Genomic DNA, 17,579 nt, shown 5'->3' with positions numbered 1-17,579 from the left:
GTCACGGCGGATCGTTGCCGCGGCGCTTCTCCTGAACGACCACCGCGGGCAGGTCGCTGAGGCCTTCCAACTGCTTGATGGTCCGGGCCAGCCGGGCGTTGGCCGGGATCCGCGGGCGGTTGGTGGACAGGAACGCCCAGTAGCCGGCGGTGAACGGGCACGCGTTCTCGCCGAGCCGCTCTCTCGGGTCGTAGCGGCAGCCGCCGCAGTAGTCGCTCATCCGGTTGAGGTACGCGCCCCCGGCGACGTACGGCTTGGTGGTCATCCGGCCCAGGTCGGCGTACTGGCTCAGGCCGATCACGTTGCCGGTCATCACCCACTCGTAGCCGTCCACGAACCGGGTGTGGAACCACTCGGCCAGCTCCGCCGGGCGCCAGCCGCGCTGCAGGGCGTAGTTGCCGAGTACCATCAGCCGGGGGAGGTGATCCGCCCAGCCGCGGTCGCGGACGCCGGTGAGCACGTTGGACAGGCAGTTCGCATCGACCACGTCGGCGTCCAGCTCGTTCCACCAGGCCGGCAGCGACCGCCGCGTGGCCAGCTCGTTGCGGTTGCGCCGGGCCGGCTCGAAATACCAGTACATGTGCCAGACGTAGTCCCGCCAGCCCATGATCTGCCGGACGAAGCCCTCCACGCCGGCCAGCGGCGCGCCCTCCGTGCGGTACGCCTGCTCGGCACCCCGGACCGCCTCCATCGGGTCCAGCAGGCCGAGGTTGAACGCGGCGGACAGCACGCTGTGTGCCAGCCAGGGGTCGCCGGCGAGCATCGCGTCCTCGTACCGGCCGAACGCGGCGAGCCGATGCCGGAGGAAGTGCCGCAGCCGGGCCTTCGCCTCCTTTGCGGTGGCCGGGAAGTGGCGGGGACCGTCCCGGCCGACGAACCGGATGCCCTCCCGCTCCCAGCGGTCCAGGTCGGCCCGGACCTCCGCGTCGATGTCGTCCTCCCTCGGCCTCGGCGGGGCCGGCACGCCCGGCGCGCCGTCCTTCGGCGGCGGCTCGCGGTGCTCCGGGTCCAGGCTCCACCGGCCGCCCACCGGGTCGCTGCCGGCCATGAGCACCCCGTGCCGCTCGCGGGCGAAGCGGTAGAACGCCTCCATCCGCAGCGCGCCCCGGCGGCCGTCGGCCCAGTCGGCGAAGTCCGCCAGGCTGGTCGCGTACCCCCGGGCCGGCAGCACCGTGACCCGGTCCAGGCTGCGGACGAACTCCAGCGCCCGACGGGAGGTCGGGTGGCACACCTCCAGCGGCTCGCGGACCTTGCTGAGCGCCTGCCCGTATGTCTCGGCCCGCAGGAAGATCGCCTGGTCACCCAGTTCGGCGGCCCGGTGCCGCAGCGCGGAGAGGATCAGATGGGCCTTCTGCCGGTGGTATACGCGACGTCGGAAGACCGCCTTCGACTCGATCAGCAGGACCGGTTGCTTGCGGTCGTCGAGGAAGTGCGGCCCCAGCTGATCGGCGAAGAGCCAACGGCGCGGCATGTCGCGATTGTGAGTCAATCACCCGTTATGGGCGGCGCGACGCGAGGGGCTTTATGTGATCGATACCTTGCGCAGCGTGAGATTCACGACTGCTTCGGGGTCACCACCTGCTGTCGTAGGTCGTTCAGCAGGCGGCCGCTGTCGTCCACCGAGAGCCGGGTGAAGACGCCGGTGGTCAGGCTGCCGTGGTCGACCGAGGTGCACACCACCACCGCGTCGCCGTCCGACCGGCCGACCGCGCAGCGCTCGTACCGGCCCCGGACACCGGTCTCCACCGCTACGGCGTCGCCCAGCGCGTACCGGTCCCGGAGGCGGTCGATCTCGGCGTCGGCGTCCGCCTCGGGGCTCAGCCGGAACCCGGTGCCGCCGAAGAGGGTCACCCGCTTGCCGTCCTTGTTGGTGTAGATCCCGGCGAAGGTGTCCTCGGCGAGCAGGTGCGCCTGGCGTACCTGGGTCTCCAGCTCGGCCGCGTCGGCCTGGCTGCGCTGGTCCTGCCGCAGCCGCAGGTCCCTGATCTGGTCCGGCAGGGCCGCGCTGGCCGGGTACTGGGCGCGGAGCGGCTGGGCCCACCAGAGGGGCAGGCCGCAGCAGCAGGCGACGGTCAGCAGCAGCACCCAGGGCCAGCGGCGCCGGCGGCGGACCGGGACGGCCACGTACCCCTTGGGTGGTTGGAATCCGGGCGGCGGTGCGGCCGGGCGGCGGCGCTGCTGCGGCGGCGGCGCGGGTGGCGCGGGCCGGGGCGGCGACACCGGGGCCGGCGACGGCGACACCGGGCGGGCGGCGACAGGCGGCGGCGGGGTGACCGGCGGGCGTGCCTGCGGGTACGGGGCGTGCGGGTGCGCGACCGGTGGGTACGGGGCGTGCGGGTGGGCGACCGGCGGCGCCGGACTGGCCGGCGGTGCGGCCGGATAGGGCAGGGTGTGGGCCGGCGGCGGGTAGGACAGGGTCGGCGGCAGCGCCGGGAAGTCGGCCGAGTGCAGGTCCCAGCCGGTGGTGTCGACACCCTCCCAGGGGTCGACCGGGACCAGATGTTCGGGCGAGTCCACCGGCGGCGGCGGGGTGGGCTCGGCGGACTCGCCCCAGGACCGCTTGCGTGGCGGTGGGGCCGGCACCGGCGCGGACCCGCTCCACCGGGGCGCGGGCGCGGCGCGGGTCTCCACCCGGGTCGGGTCCGGTCGGTCCGCCTCCCGCGCCGGGTCGGGGCGGTCCGCCTCCCGCGTGGGGTCGAGGCGGCCGGGGACCGCGGCCGAGCCGGCCGGGCGGTTCGCAGCGGCCGGGCGGGGCGGTACGGCGGCCGAGCCACGCGCCGGGGAGACCGGCGGGTCGGCCGGCGGCGCCGGCACCTCGGTGCCCGCCGACGCGTCGTCGCTGCTCGTTGGCGGCGTCGGCGCCCCGGCGGCCCGGTCGTCGGTGTCCAGGTCGCTCGAGGCGGGCTCGTGCGGGTCGGGCGACGCCGGTTCGTCGGAGGCTGCCGGCGGCACTCCTGGCCCCGGCTCGGACCGGTCGCCGACCAGGCCGGTCGGGGCCGGTTCGTCGGTGGCCGCCGGGGTGGCGGTCGGTGCCGGTTCGCGGGGGGCCGCGGGCGGCTCGCCGGGTCCCGGCTCGGCAGGGTCGCCGGCCGGGCCGGTCGGTGCCGGTTTGCCGGTGGTCGTGGCCGGGTCGGTCGGGGCCGGTTCGTCGGTGGCCGGGGGTGGCTCGTCGGCGGGCGTGCCGCCGTCCGGTGCCGGCGCCGGCGGCGCGACCGGATCGGTGGCCGGGGTGGCCGCCGGTACGGGGGCGCGGGTCGGCCCGTCGGTGCCCGGATCCCCGTCCGTGGCCGGGGTGCTCCCGTCGGCCGGCCGGTCGGTGCCCGGCTGCGGCTCCGGCATCGCGGCTGTCTCCTCTCGCGCCGGTTGCGAGGCTAGTACCGGCGTGCCACCGCCGACGAATCCGCTCGTCAGCCCGTCCCGTCGCCGATCTCGGACGGCTGCCGTGCGCCCGCGGACGGGACGTGTCCAAGATCCAGAAGGGCCGGGCGGTGGGCTGCTGCGGTGCGCCGTGGTGGCCGGTGGCGCACCGCGTACCCTTGGGCATCATGAGTGCCCCGTCCACGACGCCGCGTCCCGTCGCGGCTCATTCCGTTTGGCCCCGGCTGGAGCCGCTGCTGCCGCAGGTGACCAAGCCCATCCAGTACGTCGGTGGCGAACTGGGTGCGGTGGTCAAGGACTGGGACGCCGCGGTCGTCCGGTGGGCGCTGATGTATCCGGACGCGTACGAGGTGGGCCTGCCCAACCAGGGCGTGCAGATCCTCTACGAGGTGCTCAACGAGCTGCCCGACGTGCTCGCCGAGCGGACGTACGCGGTCTGGCCGGACCTGGAGAAGCTGATGCGCGCCCACGGCGTGCCGCAGTTCACCGTCGACGCGCACCGCTCGGTGCGCGACTTCGACGTGTTCGGCGTCTCCTTCGCCACCGAGCTGGGCTACACCAACCTGCTCAACGCGATCGACCTGGCCGGCATCCCGCTGCTCGCCGCCGACCGCACCGACGCCGACCCGGTGATCGTGGCCGGCGGGCACGCCGCGTTCAACCCGGAGCCGATCGCCGACTTCGTCGACGCCGCGGTGCTCGGCGACGGTGAGGAGGCGGTGCTGGAGATCACCGGCATCGTCCGGGAGTGGAAGGCCGAGGGCTGCCCGGGTGGGCGGGACGAGCTGCTGCTGCGGCTGGCCCGCACCGAGAGCGTCTACGTGCCGCGTTTCTACGACGTGGACTACCTGCCGGACGGCCGGATCCAGCGGGTCGTGCCGAACCGCCCCGACGTGCCGTTCCGGGTGCACAAGCGCACGACCATGGACCTGGACGCCTGGCCGTACCCGAAGAAGCCGCTGGTCCCGCTCGCCGAGACGGTCCACGAGCGGTACGCGGTGGAGATCTTCCGGGGTTGCACCCGCGGCTGCCGGTTCTGCCAGGCCGGCATGATCACCCGCCCGGTGCGGGAGCGCTCGATCACCACGGTCGGCCAGATGGTGCAGCAGGGGCTGGAGTTCTCCGGCTTCCACGAGGTGGGCCTGCTGTCGCTGTCGTCGGCCGACCACTCCGAGATCGGCGACATGTGCTCCGGCCTCGCCCAGCAGTACGAGGGCACCAACGTCTCGCTGTCGCTGCCGTCGACGCGGGTGGACGCGTTCAACATCGACCTGGCGCAGGAGCTGTCCCGCAACGGCCGGCGTACCGGGCTGACCTTCGCCCCCGAGGGCGGGTCGGAGCGGATCCGCAAGGTGATCAACAAGATGGTGTCGGAGGACGACCTCATCCGCACCGTGGTCACCGCGTACACCAACGGCTGGCGGCAGGTGAAGCTCTACTTCATGTGCGGCCTGCCGACGGAGACCGACGAGGACGTGCTCCAGATCGCCCGGATGGCCCACGAGGTCATCAAGGCCGGCCGGGCGGCGACCGGGTCCAAGGACATCCGGTGCACGGTCTCCATCGGCGGGTTCGTGCCGAAGCCGCACACCCCGTTCCAGTGGGCGGCGATGGAGCGGCCGGAGGTCATCGACGCCCGGCTCAAGCTGCTCAAGCAGGCGATCAACGCCGACCGTTCGCTGGGCCGGGCGATCGGCTTCCGCTACCACGACGGCGAGCCGTCGCTGATCGAGGGCCTGCTGTCCCGAGGTGACCGCCGGGTCGGCGCGGTGATCCGCAAGGTCTGGGAGGATGGCGGCCGGTTCGACGGCTGGAGCGAGCACTTCTCCTACCAACGCTGGGTGGACGCCGCCGCCGCGGTGCTGCCGGCCTTCGGGGTGGACCTCGACTGGTACACCACCCGGGAGCGCGACGAACTGGAGGTCCTGCCCTGGGACCACCTGGACTCGGGCCTGGACAAGGACTGGCTCTGGCAGGACTGGCAGGACGCCCTGTCCGAGTACGAGCAGGACGACTGCCGGTGGACCCCGTGCTTCGACTGCGGGGTCTGTCCGGCCATGGACACCGAGATCCAGATCGGCCCGACCGGCCGTAAGCTGCTGCCGCTGACCCCGGTCAACGGCCTGAACCTGCCCACCGGCGCCCCGCAGTAGCGCCGCCGAGTCCGGAGCGCCGGGACCTCACCGAGGTCCCGGCGCTCCGCCGTTCCCGGCGCCGGTCAGCAGGACCGTCGCCGGTGATCCCATCTGGTGCCGTGACCCCGGGGTGGGGGTGCCTGGATTGGCGGCGACTCGATACGCTGCGTCCGACATGGACCGATCGGCGGGTCGGCAACGGGGAGGACAGCAACATGGGTGACATCAGGCCGCCGGCCACCGGCGACCTCCACGTCAGTGTCGAGGACCTGGACGCCGCGGCGGAGTACGTCGAGCGCTTGAAGCAGTACGTCGACGACACCATCGGCTACGAGATGGAGCGCATCAAGGAGCGGATGAAGGGCGACAGCAACAACGCCCAGACCGTCCCGAACGGCACCCCCTTCGGCGCGTACGAGGACGCCCGCATGCAGTGGCAGGCCCTGACCAGGTCGACGGCCAACATGGAACTCCACCTCAAGGCGATCTCCAACAAGCTCGCCGGGCTCAAGAAGGGCACCGAGGACATCGCCAAGGCGTTCCGGGACGCCGAGGCGCGCAACGCGGCCAACGGCAAGGAGATCGAGCGGATGCTGGAGTCCGCCACCCCGCCGCCCGCGCCCGGCGGCACGCCCACCACCTACCCGTACACGGCCTGAGGGGAACGGTCATGGCAGGAGGAACCTGGGAGAGCTGCGTCCGCGAGGTGACGCTGTCGGCGGACCCGGAGACGGTCGGCTCGGTGAGCGTGGGGTGGAACAACCTCTCCACGGCGCTGGGCTACCTGCGGGACTCGCTGGTCGGGCGGTCGTTCGTCGGCCCGGTCGCGGCCGGCCAGGAGCGCCCGCACAGCGGCGGTCTGCCCGGCCTGCTGGCCGGCTGGAAGGGCAGCGGTGGCGACGCCTACCGGGAGCACCTCGGTGACATCGGCAAGGACATCGAGAAGCTGATCACCGACGCGAGCAACGTCAGCGGCGCGCTGTCGCGGATCGAGGGCGACATCCGCAAGGCGGTGGCCAGCATCCCGATCCCGCTGATGGACGACTTCGGCTGGAACGAGTGGAGCCTGCCGAACGGCACCGAGCTCGACGACGCCCGGGACGGCGAGAGCTCGTCCGGCTTCCTCGCCGCACTGCGCAAGGACTACCAGAACAACCCCGCCTCGTACGCCGACGGCGCGTTCCGCGACAAGGCCGACGACCTTGAGGCGACCATGAAGGTCGACGGCAACGCCGAGGACCACAAGCGGGGCGGCTGGTGGGACACCAAGTCCCACCTGGACAACTGGTACCGGGACAACCAGCAGGCGGCCACCACCGCGATGTCGCCGCTGCCCACCGCCGTGGAGACCGAGCGGCCCAGGCTGGTCGTGTCGGCGCCCGACGAGGCTGCCTCGGACGGCTACACGCCCGACGACCGGAAGCCCCCGTCCGGATACCCCGGTGGAGGTGGCGGCGGCATCGGTGGCGGCGGCCCCTCCATCGGCAGCACGGGCATCGGCGGCGGTGGCGGCGGTTCGTACGGTGGCGGCCCGTCGTCCATCGCGCCCACCGGTGGCGGCTTCGGGGGCGGCCATGGCGGCGGAGGCGCCGGCTCCCTGACGCCGCCGTCGACCGGCTCCGGCTACCCGGGCACCGGCAGCCCCGACTACGGCAGCGGCCTGGCCGGCGCCGGTGGCCCGACCACCACCGCCGGCAGCGGGTACGGCGGCCCGAGCGGCCTGGGCAGCCCGGCGCTCGGCGGTGGCAGCGGCTTCAGCGGGGGCGGACCGGGCGTGGGCTCGGCCGGCGGGTTCGGTGGTGGCGGCGTCGGCGCGGCCGGCGGGATCGGCATGGGCGGCATCCCGGGCATGGTCGGCGGCGGCAACGGCAAGGTGCCGCCGATGACCAGCGCGGCCAGCGCGCTGCGCAACGCGGCCGGCGCCGGCGGCGCGGGTGGCCCGCGGGGCGCGGGGATGATGGGCGGCGGCATGATGGGCGGTGGCATGGGCGGCCATGGTGCCGGCGGGCATGGTAGCGGGGCTGCGGAGCACTCGTCGTGGTTGACTGAGGACGACGATCCGTGGGGCACCGGCGACGCCGGGTCCCCGGGCATCCTGCGATGAGGACGGACGGATGAGGTTGCACGTCGGCGCGCTCCGGCCGGCCGTGGCCGGCCTGCTGGCCGGGCTGATGGTGCTGGGGGCCGCCCAACCGGCGGCCGCCGCGCCGCGCCGGGCCGAGCAGTGGTACCTGGACGAGCTGCGGATCGAGCAGGTGCACAAGCTCGCCACCGGGCGGGGCGTGATCGTCGGGGTGGTGGACAGCGGCGTGGACGCCACCCACCCGGACATCCGGGGTCAGGTGCTGCCCGGTGGCCGCAGCTACGGCGCCTCCGGCGACGGGCGCGCCGACGAGCAGGGTCACGGCACCCACATGGCCGGCATCATCGCGGCCACGAACGCCAGCCGCGACGGCGTGGACGGCGTCGCCCCGGGCGCGAAGATCCTGCCCATCAAGCTCAAGGCGGGCAAGGGCGCCAACCCCAGCGGGGCGTCGGCCCGTGGCATCCGGATGGCCGTCGACGGCGGCGCCAAGGTGGTCAACCTCTCCTACGGTGGGCCGGGCTACGCCGACCCGGAAGTGGAGAGCGCGATCAAGTACGCGCTGGACCGGGACGTGGTCGTGGTGGCCGCCGCGGGCAACACGGCCAAGGGGAGCGTCGCCGTCGACCAGCCCGCCAACGTCCCCGGTGTGATCGCGGTGACCGGCACGACCCGGGGTGGCGCCTTCTGGGACGGCTCGGTCCGGGGGCCGGAGGCGGTGATCGCCGCGCCCGGCGACGGCATCTACAACATCGGTCCCGAGCACGGCTACGGCTGGGGTGACGGCACCTCGGACGCCAGCGCGATCGTCTCCGGCATCGCGGCGCTGATCCGGTCGAAGTACCCGAACCTCGACGCCCCCAACGTGATCAACCGGATCATCGCAACCGCCCGGGACGCTGGCCCGCCCGGTCGCGACCCGGAGTACGGCTTCGGGCGGATCGACCCGGTCGCCGCGCTGACCGCGAACGTGCCGACCGTCTCCGCGAACCCGCTGCTCGAGGCGGCCGCCCCGGCCAGCCAGGCCCCCGGCCAGGCGGCCGAGGACGACAACTTCGACGTGACCAAGTACGGCGACCGGGGTGGCCCCACCGACCAGCAGGTGATGGTGATCGGCATCGGCATCGCCGTGGTGCTGGTGGTCCTGCTGGCGCTGTCGATCTTCCTGATCTGGAACCGGCGCCGGTACCGGCGCGACGCGGCCCGCGCGGCCGGCGCGGCGGACGAACTGCACGACGGGATCCCGCCCGGTGGCTACGGCCCGCCCGGCGCCCCGCCGGTTCCGGCCGGCTACCACCCGCCGGGCGCCACGGCCGCCCCCGGCTACCCACAGCCGGGTGGCGCGCCCGCCCCGGGCGGCTACGCCCCGCCCCCCGGCAGCATCCCGCCACCGGGGCCGCCCGGGACGTACCCGCCGCCCGGGGGCGGCAACCGCTCCTGATCGGCGCACCGTTCACCGTCGTGGCCGGCCGGGTGACCTGCGCGTCACCGGCCGGCCACCGGCGTGTCCGGGGTGGGCGGTAGGGACCCGGCTGCCCGGTTCGCACCGGCTTTCCGGACTCCTCCGGCCGCCCCGGCTGCGTGCCGCCCGGGGGGCTGCGCCAGGATGGGACGGACACGCAGGCAGCACCCGAGGAGTTCACGATCGCCAGAAAGCCTCAACCCGAGGGCGGCCAGGCGCCGGTCGTCCAGCGGGTCCGGATCCGGTACGCCAAGCGCGGGCCGCTGCGGTTCACCTCGCACCGGGACTTCGCCCGAGCCTTCGAGCGCGCGCTGCGCCGGGCCGGCGTACCGATCGCCTTCTCCCAGGGCTTCACCCCGCACCCGAAGATCTCGTACGCCTCGGCCGCGCCGACCGGCGTCGCCAGCGAGGCCGAGTACCTGGAGATCGGCCTGCGCGAGCCGGTCGACCCGGAGCAGCTGCGGATCGCCCTGGACGCCGCGCTCTCGCCCGGGCTCGACGTGCTCGACGCGGTGGCGGCCACCGGCGGTAGCCTGCCCGACCGGATCGAGGCGTCGCGCTGGCGGATCGAGCTGCCCGAGGTCGACCCGGCCGAGCTGGAGCGGGCGGCGGCACTCTTCACCGCCGCCGAGGAGATCCAGGTCGAGCGGATGACCAAGCAGGGTCGGCGGACCTTCGACGCGCGGGCCGCCGTCATCGGCATCGATGTGCTGGCCTCGTCCGAGACGCCTTCCGGGGCGACGGCCGTACCGTGTGCGATACTCGAAGTGGTCGTACGGCAGGTCACCCCGTCCGTACGGCCCGATGACGTCCTTTCCGGCCTCCGCGTGGTGGCCGACCTGGAGCCGCCGGTCTCACCGAGGGTGATTCGGCTGGCACAGGGCACGCTGACCGCGCAGGGCGAGATCGTCGATCCGTTGGATGCGGATCGCGACGGGGCAGCCATCGGAGAGCGCTGACCGACGGTCGGCGCTCTGGCAGGCAGACTTCGGCGGTCGCGCACCTGCGCCCGGCGGAAACACCTTTTGCGGCGACCCTGCGTGGCAGCGCTCACCCGCGCCCGGGGTAGCCAGAACTGGAGAACGTCCATGCTCGAGAACGAGCCCGAGGGCGGCGAGCGGACCGGTTCGGAACCGGCCGAGGCAACCGCCAACAGCACCGACAGCACTCCCGAGGCCAAGCCGGCGCGCAAGCGGACCAGCCGGCGCAAGGCCGCCCCGCTCAACCAGCCGGAGCAGATCGACGCGCCGGCCGAGGCCCCGACCGGCGCCGGCACCACCAGCGGGGAGGCCCCGCAGGCCGAGGTCTTCGCCCCGGTCGCCGGCGAACTGGACGCCGCGCCCAAGACCACCCGGCGGCGCCGCAAGGCGACCAGCGCGAAGGCGGTCGAGGAGCCGATGGTCGCCACCGGCGTGGAGGCGACCTCCGACGAGGTCGTCCCGCCGGTCAAGGTGACCCGCAGCCGTCGACGGAAGGCCACCCCGCCGCCCGCTGAGACCCTCGAGGAGTCGCCCACCGAGGCGCCGGCCGAGGCCGCCGCGGCCGCCGAACCCGAGCCGCAGCGGGACGAGGAGGGTGGCGAGCCCGCCGAGCCCTCGGCCGTCGCCACGCCGGTCGAGGAGGACGAGGAGGTCGAGGGCGAGCCGGCGCCGGCCCGCGAGTTGGCCGGCGCGCCCACCCCGACCGCGGAGGGCGTGGCCGAGGTGCCGCCGGCCGCCGAGGCGACGCTGGCCCGCGCCGGTGGGCCGGAGGACCGGACCGGTGAGATCGCGCCGGGCGCCGCCGTGCCGGGGGCCGGGCAGCCGGCCGCGGAGGAGCCGGCGCCGACCACGCGTCGCCGCCGGGCCGCGCTGTCCGCGCCGACCGTCCTGTTCATGGCGCCGCAGCCCGAGGAGGCGCCGATCGTCCGGACCACCGCCCCGGCCGTTGAGGAGCCGGCGGAGGAGCCGGTGGAGACCGGCCGGCGGCGCCGGCGCGGCCGCCGCGAGGCGGAGCCGGTCGAGGTCGAGGTCGAGGCCGAGGAGGAGCCGACCGTCGAGGCCGAGGAGGCCGCCGAGGCGGAGGAGGACGAGGAGGAGACGGCCGCGGGCCGTCGCCGCCGCCGTCGGGGCCGCCGCGGCCGGGGCCGGGGCAAGGGCGGCGTGGAGGACCTCGAGGAGGAAGAGGCCGAGGAGGCCGTCCAGGCCGAGAGCGCCGAGGCCGAGGCGGACGAGGCCGAGGAGGATGAGACCGAGGGCGACGGGATGACCCGGCGCCGGCGTCGCCGTCGCCGCCGTGGCGCGGGCGACGTCGAGGTCGCCGCCGAGGACGGCGTCCCCACGGTCGTCAAGATCCGCGAGCCGCGTCGCCCCGTGGACGAGGTGCAGGGCGTCTCCGGCTCGACCCGGCTGGAGGCCAAGCGGCAGCGCCGCCGGGACGGCCGGGAGCAGCGGCGTACCCGGCCGCCGATCCTCAGCGAGTCGGAGTTCCTGGCCCGCCGGGAGGCGGTCGACCGGGTGATGGCGGTCCGCCAGCGCGGCGACCGGACCCAGATCGCCGTCCTCGAGGACGGCGTGCTGGTCGAGCACTACGTCACCCGGAACTCCGCCGGCACCATGGCCGGCAACGTCTACCTGGGCAAGGTGCAGAACGTCCTGCCCAGCATGGAGGCGGCGTTCGTCGACATCGGCCGCGGCCGCAACGCCGTGCTGTACGCCGGCGAGGTCAACTGGGACACCACGGGCCTGGAGGGCCGGGCCCGCTCGATCGAGCAGGCGCTCAAGTCCGGCGACTCGGTGCTGGTGCAGGTCACCAAGGACCCGATCGGGCACAAGGGCGCGCGGCTGACCAGCCACATCGCGCTCTCCGGCCGGCACCTCGTGTACGTGCCCAACGGCAACGCCTCCGGCATCAGCCGGAAGCTGCCGGACACCGAGCGCAAGCGGCTGCGGGACATCCTCAAGAAGCTGGTGCCGGACGGTGCCGGGGTGATCGTGCGGACCGCCGCCGAGGGCGCCAGCGAGGACGAGCTGGCCCGGGACGTCAAGCGGCTCCAGGCGCAGTGGGAGGACATCCAGGCCAAGTCGGCCGAGGGCGGTGCCCCGGTGCTGCTCTACGAGGAGCCGGACCTGGTCATCCGGGTGGTCCGGGACCTGTTCAACGAGGACTTCCGCGATCTGGTCATCGAGGGTGAGCAGGCGTACGGCATGGTCGAGTCGTACCTGTCGCACGTCTCGCCGGACCTGGTCGCCCGGCTGCGCCGGCACGCCGGCACCACCGACGTCTTCGCCGAGTACCGGATCGACGAGCAGATCCTCAAGGGGCTGGACCGCAAGGTCTTCCTCCCCTCGGGCGGGTCGCTGGTGATCGACCGGACCGAGGCGATGACCGTCATCGACGTCAACACCGGCAAGTACACCGGCTCCGGCGGCAACCTGGAGGAGACGGTCACCCGCAACAACCTGGAGGCGGCCGAGGAGATCGTGCGCCAGCTGCGGCTGCGCGACCTCGGCGGCATCGTGGTCATCGACTTCATCGACATGGTGCTGGAGTCGAACCGGGAGCTGGTGCTGCGCCGGCTCACCGAGTGCCTCGGCCGGGACCGGACCAAGCACCAGGTCACCGAGATCACCTCGCTGGGCCTGGTGCAAATGACCCGGAAGCGGATCGGCGCCGGCCTGCTCGAGGCGTTCAGCGAGACCTGCGAGTGCTGCAAGGGCCGCGGCGTGATCATCCACACCGAGCCGGTGCCGGAGAAGCCGCGCGGCGGCGGTGCGGGGGAGAAGGTCAAGGCGGTGGCCTCGGCCGTCACCACCCCGGCCACCGAGGAGAAGGGCGGGCCCTCCCGGCGCCGGGGCCGCAAGGCCGCGCCGGAGAAGACCGTCGCCGAGGTGACCGACGCCCAGGCGGACGCCGACTACCACGACACGATGGGCTACGACCTGTCCCGGTACGAGACCGAGATGCCGGCCGCCCCGGCCGTGGCGGACAGCCAGGAGGGCGACTCGGCCCGGCTGGCCGCGCCGGACGACCCGGACGCGCTCGGCGAGGGCGAGACCGACGAGGAGGGCGCCGAGACCGGCCTCGGCCGGCGGCGCTCCCGGCGGGGCGGTGCCCGGCGGCGTACCCGCCCGTGAGGCGCTGACCAGCGCGGCGTACGGCAGGGCCCCTTTCCCGGCAACAGAGTCCGGGAGTGGGGCCCTGCCGTTCCGTCGCCCCGGTCGGGACGGCGCCGAGACGGCGTTCGACCGGCTCCGGCAGCGCCGCGATCAGCTGTGTGCGGGCTGACGGGCGGCCCGGTTTGGGTGCCGGGCCTGGTATGGCGTACGCTGGCCTGCGGCGCACTTTGGTGTGCCGAGTTCCCGCGTGCCCGCGCCGCCGGTGTCACAGCTACCCGGCGAGTCGCCGTGGGAACGACCGCCAGCAGCCTCAACGACAGGGAGTCCGCCTCCGATGTACGCGATCGTCAAGACCGGCGGCAAGCAGTACAAGGTCGCCGAGGGCGACGTGATCGAGGTCGAGAAGCTCGCCGGTGTCCCCGGCGACGCGGTGAAGCTCACCGCGGTGCTCCTCGTCGACGGTGACGACCTGGTGACCGACGCGGCGCAGCTTGCCAAGGTTGCGGTGTCCGGCGAGATCGCCGCGCACACCAAGGGCCCGAAGATCCGGATCCACAAGTTCAAGAACAAGACCGGCTACCACAAGCGCCAGGGTCACCGCCAGCCGCTGACCCAGGTCAAGGTGACCGGCATCTCCAGCGGGAAGTAGGTCGTCCTCCAATGGCTCACAAAAAGGGTGCGTCCAGCTCGCGTAACGGTCGTGACTCCGCGGCCCAGCGGCTCGGCGTGAAGCGCTTCGGTGGTCAGGTCGTCAACGCCGGCGAGATCATCATCCGTCAGCGTGGCACCAAGTTCCACCCCGGTGACCTGGTCGGGCGCGGCGGCGACGACACGCTCTTCGCGCTGGCCGCCGGTGCGGTCCAGTTCGGCACCAAGCGCGGTCGCAAGACCGTCAGCATCGTGCCGCAGCAGTAGTTCGCAGGCGTCGCGGGCCGTGGACCTCGGGTCCCGGCCCGCTTCGCTTTTCTCACGCGGGGTGGCCCCGCTGGAAGGATTGAGATCGTGGCGATGTTCGTTGACCGGGTCGTCCTGCACCTGCAGGCCGGCGACGGCGGGCACGGCTGTGTCTCGATCCACCGGGAGAAGTTCAAGCCCTTCGGTGGCCCGGACGGCGGCAACGGCGGCCACGGCGGCAGCATCTCGCTGGTCGTCGACCCGCAGGTGCACACGCTGCTCGACTTCCACTTCCGGCCGCACGTGAAGGCCGAGAACGGCAGGGGCGGCGCCGGCTCGAACCGGGACGGCGCCAACGGCCAGGACCTGATCATCAAGGTGCCGAACGGCACCGTCGTGCAGACCCCCGACGGTGAGGTGCTGGCCGATCTGGTCGGCGCGGGGACCACCTTCGAGGCGGCCCGGGGTGGCCGGGGCGGCCGGGGCAACGCCTCGCTGGCCAACGCCCGGCGCAAGGCACCCGGCTTCGCCGAGCTGGGCGAGCCCGGCGACCGGCTGGACGTGGTGCTGGAGTTGAAGAGCGTGGCCGACGTCGGCCTGGTCGGCTTTCCGTCGGCCGGCAAGTCGTCGCTGATCTCGGTGATCTCCGCCGCCAAGCCGAAGATCGCCGACTATCCGTTCACCACCCTGGTGCCGAACCTGGGCGTGGTCCGGGTGGACAACCACACCTTCACCGTCGCCGACGTGCCCGGCCTGATCCCCGGCGCGGCCACCGGCAAGGGGCTGGGCCTGGAGTTCCTCCGCCACGTCGAGCGCTGCGCCGTGCTGGTGCACGTGATCGACACCGCGACGCTGGAGCCGGGCCGGGATCCCCTCGCGGACATCGACGCCATCGAGGCCGAGCTGGCCGAGTACGGCGGCCTCGCCGACCGGCCCCGCCTCGTCGCGCTCAACAAGATCGACGTACCGGACGGCCGGGACCTCGCCGAGATCGTCCGGCCCGACCTGGAGGCGCGCGGCCTGCCGGTCTTCGAGGTCTCCTCGGCCACCCGCGAGGGGCTCAAGGAGCTGACGTACGCGGTGGCCGAAGTGGTTGAGCAGGCCCGCAGCGCGGCGCCGCCGGCCGAGCCCACCCGGATCGTGATCCGCCCCAAGGCGGTCGACGACGCCGGCTTCACCATCGAGGCGGAGGAGGACGGCTCGTTCACCGTCCGCGGCACCCGCCCCGAGCGGTGGGTCCGGCAGACCAACTTCGACAATGACGAGGCGGTGGGCTACCTGGCCGACCGGCTGGCCCGGCTGGGCGTCGAGGAGAAGCTGGCCAAGGCCGGCGCCAACCCGGGCGACCTGGTCCGCATCGGCGACCGGGAGTTCGACTGGCAGCCGACCCTCTACGCCGGCGTCGACTTCGTCCCGGGCAACCGGGGCACCGACATCCGGCTGGAGGAGAAGTCGACCCGCGCGTCGGCGGCCGAGCGGCTGGAGGCTCGCAAGGCCCGCCGGCAGCGCCCGGCCGACGAGATCGAGGCGGCGGCGCAGGACGCGGACGACGACGAGGACTGGGAGTAGTCCCTTTCCGTCCGTGATCGGGTCGTTGGCCGGAAACCTCCGCGAAAGCCGGCCGACCTACCGTGACGGAATGCTGATCGAAGCCCGTCCCGCCAACGATCCCGAGCTTGCCGCCTTGGTCGCCGCCCAGCAGCGTGAACTGCGGGACGTCGACGGGGTGCCGGCCGGCCGGGTGACGGTCACTCACGACGACATTCGTCACCTGGCGGTGGTGGTCGGCGGGCGGGCAGTCGCCTGCGGCGGGATCCGGTCGCTGGATGCCGAGACCGGCGAGCTGAAGCGGATGTACGTCCGGCCGGCGTACCGGGGGCGGGGCATCGGGCGGCAGTTGCTGGCCGCCCTGGAGGAGCTGGCCTTCCGGCAGGGACACACCACGCTGTGCCTGCAGGCCGGCACCTACCTCCCGGCCGCCATCGGCCTCTACCGGTCCTGCGGCTACCAGCCCATCCCGGGGTACGGGGAGTACGTCCACAACCCGTACCGCGTGTGCTTGGCCAAGCAACTGCCGGTGGCCGCCTGACGGCTGGCGGCGGTGGCCACCGTGCGGCTGGCGAACCTGCGGTGGCCGGGTCAGGCGCCCGTCTCGGCGTGCGCGGCGGTGACCGGCTTCGACTCGGGGCTGGCGTGCTGGCGCAGGAAGACGCTCAGCAGGATCAGCACGCCCACGGCGAGGAACTCGCTCTGCCAGTTCTGCATGGACTGGAACCAGAAGTCGCTGGTGCCGAGGAACTGCCAGGCGCTGATCGGGGCGGCCCCGCTCTGCAACGCCTGCTCCTCGTTGTACTGGGCCACGCCGCCGAACAGGTGGCCGAGGAACGAGCCGACGAAGATCAGCAGCAGGGCGAGGGACAGGCTGTTGCGGTAGACCACGAGTGGGAGGCCCCCGGCGCGGACCGGCCAGGGCGAGTCGGGCGTGGCCCGGCGCTCGTCGTCCTCCGGGCGATCGCCCTGGTCCTCCGGCTTCGACTCGGCCGACCCCTTCTGCACCAGGTACGCGGTGAGCAGCACGTAGCCGCCCATCTGGAGGAACTCCGACTCCCAGTTCTCGAACACCGCCTCGGCGAAGTGCCCGGTGCCCAGGTACGCCCACCAGCTCAGCGGCGCCGCCCCGTACTGGGTCAGCTCCTCATTGTGCGTCTGCCAGCCGAACACGCTCTGCAACAGCAGGAAGATCAGGAACGCGCCGAGCATGGCGACCGTGAGCGAGTTCTCCCGCAACCACCGCGGCATCGCTGGACCTCCTCGTCCCGGGGGCACTCCCCGTGGCGGTCCTCCTGCCCCGGCCAGTGACCGCGCAAACCCCGCGGAGGGTGCCGCGCCAGCCGCCCCCGATCGGGTGAACGCACAGGTCAGGGCCGGTCGAACGGGGTGTCCAGCCGGCCGCCGGTGCCCGCGCGAGGGGACAGCAGCAGCCCCAGGAGCAGCATGCCGAAGCCGAGGAACAGGTGCAGCCAGTTGTCGGCGTCGTTGAACGGCACGAAGTTCGCCGGGCTCTCCCGGTCGACGCCGAAGCCGTACAGCCAGACCACCAGATAGACGGCGCCGCCACCGGCGAGGAACAGCCGCGCCCCGCCGACCCGGCGGGCCAGCACCAGCCCGACCAGGCCGAAGACCAGATGAATGAGGTTGTGCAGGATCGACACCTGGAACAGGTAGAACAGCTTCGCCTGGGAGTGGTGGCCGGCGAACGCCAGGTCGCCGGAGTGCTCGGTGACACCGGGGATGAAGCCGAGCACGCCGACCAGCACGAAGACGGCGGCCACCAGGAGGGCGACCTTCTGGATCGCCGGCCGCTGCCCGGCCGGGGCGGGTCCGCGCACGTCACGTGCCATCGCTGTCACCTCCGTTGCTCAGCCGCCGCCCGCGCGGGGCAGACCCACCATTGTGAGATCGGGGCGGGGCGGCTCCGCAGAGAAATGACGAATCAGGCATGGGCCGGACGCCGGGTGGGTCGATGGCAC

At 73.6% G+C, this 17,579-nt stretch carries 14 protein-coding genes; 10 read left to right on the top strand and 4 right to left on the bottom strand.

The window, feature by feature from the left end; all coding sequences use genetic code 11:
• Position 1: 1 nt before the first annotated feature.
• Both ACGF4F_RS33075 and ACGF4F_RS33070 read right to left on the bottom strand, forming a co-directional pair.
• Positions 2 to 1,471: a cryptochrome/photolyase family protein gene (locus ACGF4F_RS33075; protein ID WP_393083803.1), complete on the bottom strand. Its 1,470-nt coding sequence runs from the start codon at positions 1,469 to 1,471 to the stop codon at positions 2 to 4.
• Between the two features lie 83 nt (positions 1,472 to 1,554).
• Positions 1,555 to 3,339: a hypothetical protein gene (locus ACGF4F_RS33070; protein ID WP_393083800.1), complete on the bottom strand. Its 1,785-nt coding sequence runs from the start codon at positions 3,337 to 3,339 to the stop codon at positions 1,555 to 1,557.
• Between the two features lie 206 nt (positions 3,340 to 3,545).
• On the opposite strand from ACGF4F_RS33070, the gene ACGF4F_RS33065 reads away from it, so the two are divergent.
• The 10 genes from ACGF4F_RS33065 to ACGF4F_RS33020 all read left to right on the top strand — a co-directional run bounded on the left by ACGF4F_RS33065 (position 3,546) and on the right by ACGF4F_RS33020 (position 16,138).
• Positions 3,546 to 5,531 carry a TIGR03960 family B12-binding radical SAM protein gene (locus ACGF4F_RS33065; RefSeq protein WP_357444000.1) on the top strand — a complete coding sequence of 662 codons (1,986 nt, stop codon included), beginning with the start codon at positions 3,546 to 3,548 and terminating at the stop codon, positions 5,529 to 5,531.
• 197 nt (positions 5,532 to 5,728) lie between these two features.
• Complete coding sequence (locus ACGF4F_RS33060; RefSeq protein WP_357443998.1) at positions 5,729 to 6,172, top strand: hypothetical protein; 444 nt, start codon at positions 5,729 to 5,731, stop codon at positions 6,170 to 6,172.
• Between the two features lie 11 nt (positions 6,173 to 6,183).
• Positions 6,184 to 7,617: a hypothetical protein gene (locus tag ACGF4F_RS33055; RefSeq protein ID WP_393083795.1), complete on the top strand. Its 1,434-nt coding sequence runs from the start codon at positions 6,184 to 6,186 to the stop codon at positions 7,615 to 7,617.
• A 10-nt stretch (positions 7,618 to 7,627) separates the two neighbouring features.
• Positions 7,628 to 9,037, top strand: coding sequence for a type VII secretion-associated serine protease mycosin (mycP, locus tag ACGF4F_RS33050; protein WP_393083792.1), 1,410 nt, complete (start codon positions 7,628 to 7,630; stop codon positions 9,035 to 9,037).
• Positions 9,038 to 9,297: 260 nt separating this feature from the next.
• Positions 9,298 to 10,017, top strand: coding sequence for a TIGR03936 family radical SAM-associated protein (locus ACGF4F_RS33045; RefSeq protein WP_393083840.1), 720 nt, complete (start codon positions 9,298 to 9,300; stop codon positions 10,015 to 10,017).
• 129 nt (positions 10,018 to 10,146) lie between these two features.
• Positions 10,147 to 13,173: an Rne/Rng family ribonuclease gene (locus tag ACGF4F_RS33040; protein ID WP_393083789.1), complete on the top strand. Its 3,027-nt coding sequence runs from the start codon at positions 10,147 to 10,149 to the stop codon at positions 13,171 to 13,173.
• 316 nt (positions 13,174 to 13,489) lie between these two features.
• On the top strand, positions 13,490 to 13,804 hold the full coding sequence (rplU, locus tag ACGF4F_RS33035; protein ID WP_073838296.1) for a 50S ribosomal protein L21: 315 nt from the start codon (positions 13,490 to 13,492) through the stop codon (positions 13,802 to 13,804).
• A gap of 11 nt (positions 13,805 to 13,815) precedes the next feature.
• Positions 13,816 to 14,070, top strand: coding sequence for a 50S ribosomal protein L27 (gene rpmA / locus ACGF4F_RS33030; protein WP_073838295.1), 255 nt, complete (start codon positions 13,816 to 13,818; stop codon positions 14,068 to 14,070).
• 87 nt (positions 14,071 to 14,157) lie between these two features.
• Entirely contained in the window at positions 14,158 to 15,618 is a 1,461-nt protein-coding gene (gene obgE, locus ACGF4F_RS33025; RefSeq protein WP_393083785.1) for a GTPase ObgE, read from the top strand.
• A 70-nt stretch (positions 15,619 to 15,688) separates the two neighbouring features.
• Positions 15,689 to 16,138: a GNAT family N-acetyltransferase gene (locus tag ACGF4F_RS33020; RefSeq protein ID WP_393083782.1), complete on the top strand. Its 450-nt coding sequence runs from the start codon at positions 15,689 to 15,691 to the stop codon at positions 16,136 to 16,138.
• Positions 16,139 to 16,188: 50 nt separating this feature from the next.
• Here the strand turns inward: ACGF4F_RS33020 and ACGF4F_RS33015 are convergent, their stop codons facing one another.
• Both ACGF4F_RS33015 and ACGF4F_RS33010 read right to left on the bottom strand, forming a co-directional pair.
• Positions 16,189 to 16,848, bottom strand: coding sequence for a DUF6766 family protein (locus tag ACGF4F_RS33015; RefSeq protein ID WP_357443985.1), 660 nt, complete (start codon positions 16,846 to 16,848; stop codon positions 16,189 to 16,191).
• Positions 16,849 to 16,967: 119 nt separating this feature from the next.
• On the bottom strand, positions 16,968 to 17,450 hold the full coding sequence (locus ACGF4F_RS33010; protein ID WP_357443983.1) for a DUF4383 domain-containing protein: 483 nt from the start codon (positions 17,448 to 17,450) through the stop codon (positions 16,968 to 16,970).
• Positions 17,451 to 17,579 lie beyond the last annotated feature (129 nt).

It is taken from the genome of Micromonospora sp. NPDC047740, assembly GCF_043204735.1.
Classification (GTDB): Bacteria; Actinomycetota; Actinomycetes; order Mycobacteriales; family Micromonosporaceae; genus Micromonospora.
The sequence above is the reverse complement of the archived record's forward strand: the minus strand, read 5'-3'. Positions and strand labels throughout refer to the sequence as shown.

Excerpts from the sequence above, each read along its gene's own strand:
- ACGF4F_RS33075 (WP_393083803.1), bottom strand. The coding sequence starts at position 1,471 with ATGCCGCGCCGTTGGCTCTTCGCCGATCAGCTGGGGCCGCACTTCCTC.
- ACGF4F_RS33070 (WP_393083800.1), bottom strand. The coding sequence starts at position 3,339 with ATGCCGGAGCCGCAGCCGGGCACCGACCGGCCGGCCGACGGGAGCACC.
- ACGF4F_RS33065 (WP_357444000.1), top strand. The coding sequence starts at position 3,546 with ATGAGTGCCCCGTCCACGACGCCGCGTCCCGTCGCGGCTCATTCCGTT.
- ACGF4F_RS33060 (WP_357443998.1), top strand. The coding sequence starts at position 5,729 with ATGGGTGACATCAGGCCGCCGGCCACCGGCGACCTCCACGTCAGTGTC.
- ACGF4F_RS33055 (WP_393083795.1), top strand. The coding sequence starts at position 6,184 with ATGGCAGGAGGAACCTGGGAGAGCTGCGTCCGCGAGGTGACGCTGTCG.
- mycP (WP_393083792.1), top strand. The coding sequence starts at position 7,628 with ATGAGGTTGCACGTCGGCGCGCTCCGGCCGGCCGTGGCCGGCCTGCTG.
- ACGF4F_RS33040 (WP_393083789.1), top strand. The coding sequence starts at position 10,147 with ATGCTCGAGAACGAGCCCGAGGGCGGCGAGCGGACCGGTTCGGAACCG.
- rplU (WP_073838296.1), top strand. The coding sequence starts at position 13,490 with ATGTACGCGATCGTCAAGACCGGCGGCAAGCAGTACAAGGTCGCCGAG.
- rpmA (WP_073838295.1), top strand. The coding sequence starts at position 13,816 with ATGGCTCACAAAAAGGGTGCGTCCAGCTCGCGTAACGGTCGTGACTCC.
- ACGF4F_RS33020 (WP_393083782.1), top strand. The coding sequence starts at position 15,689 with ATGCTGATCGAAGCCCGTCCCGCCAACGATCCCGAGCTTGCCGCCTTG.
- ACGF4F_RS33015 (WP_357443985.1), bottom strand. The coding sequence starts at position 16,848 with ATGCCGCGGTGGTTGCGGGAGAACTCGCTCACGGTCGCCATGCTCGGC.
- ACGF4F_RS33010 (WP_357443983.1), bottom strand. The coding sequence starts at position 17,450 with ATGGCACGTGACGTGCGCGGACCCGCCCCGGCCGGGCAGCGGCCGGCG.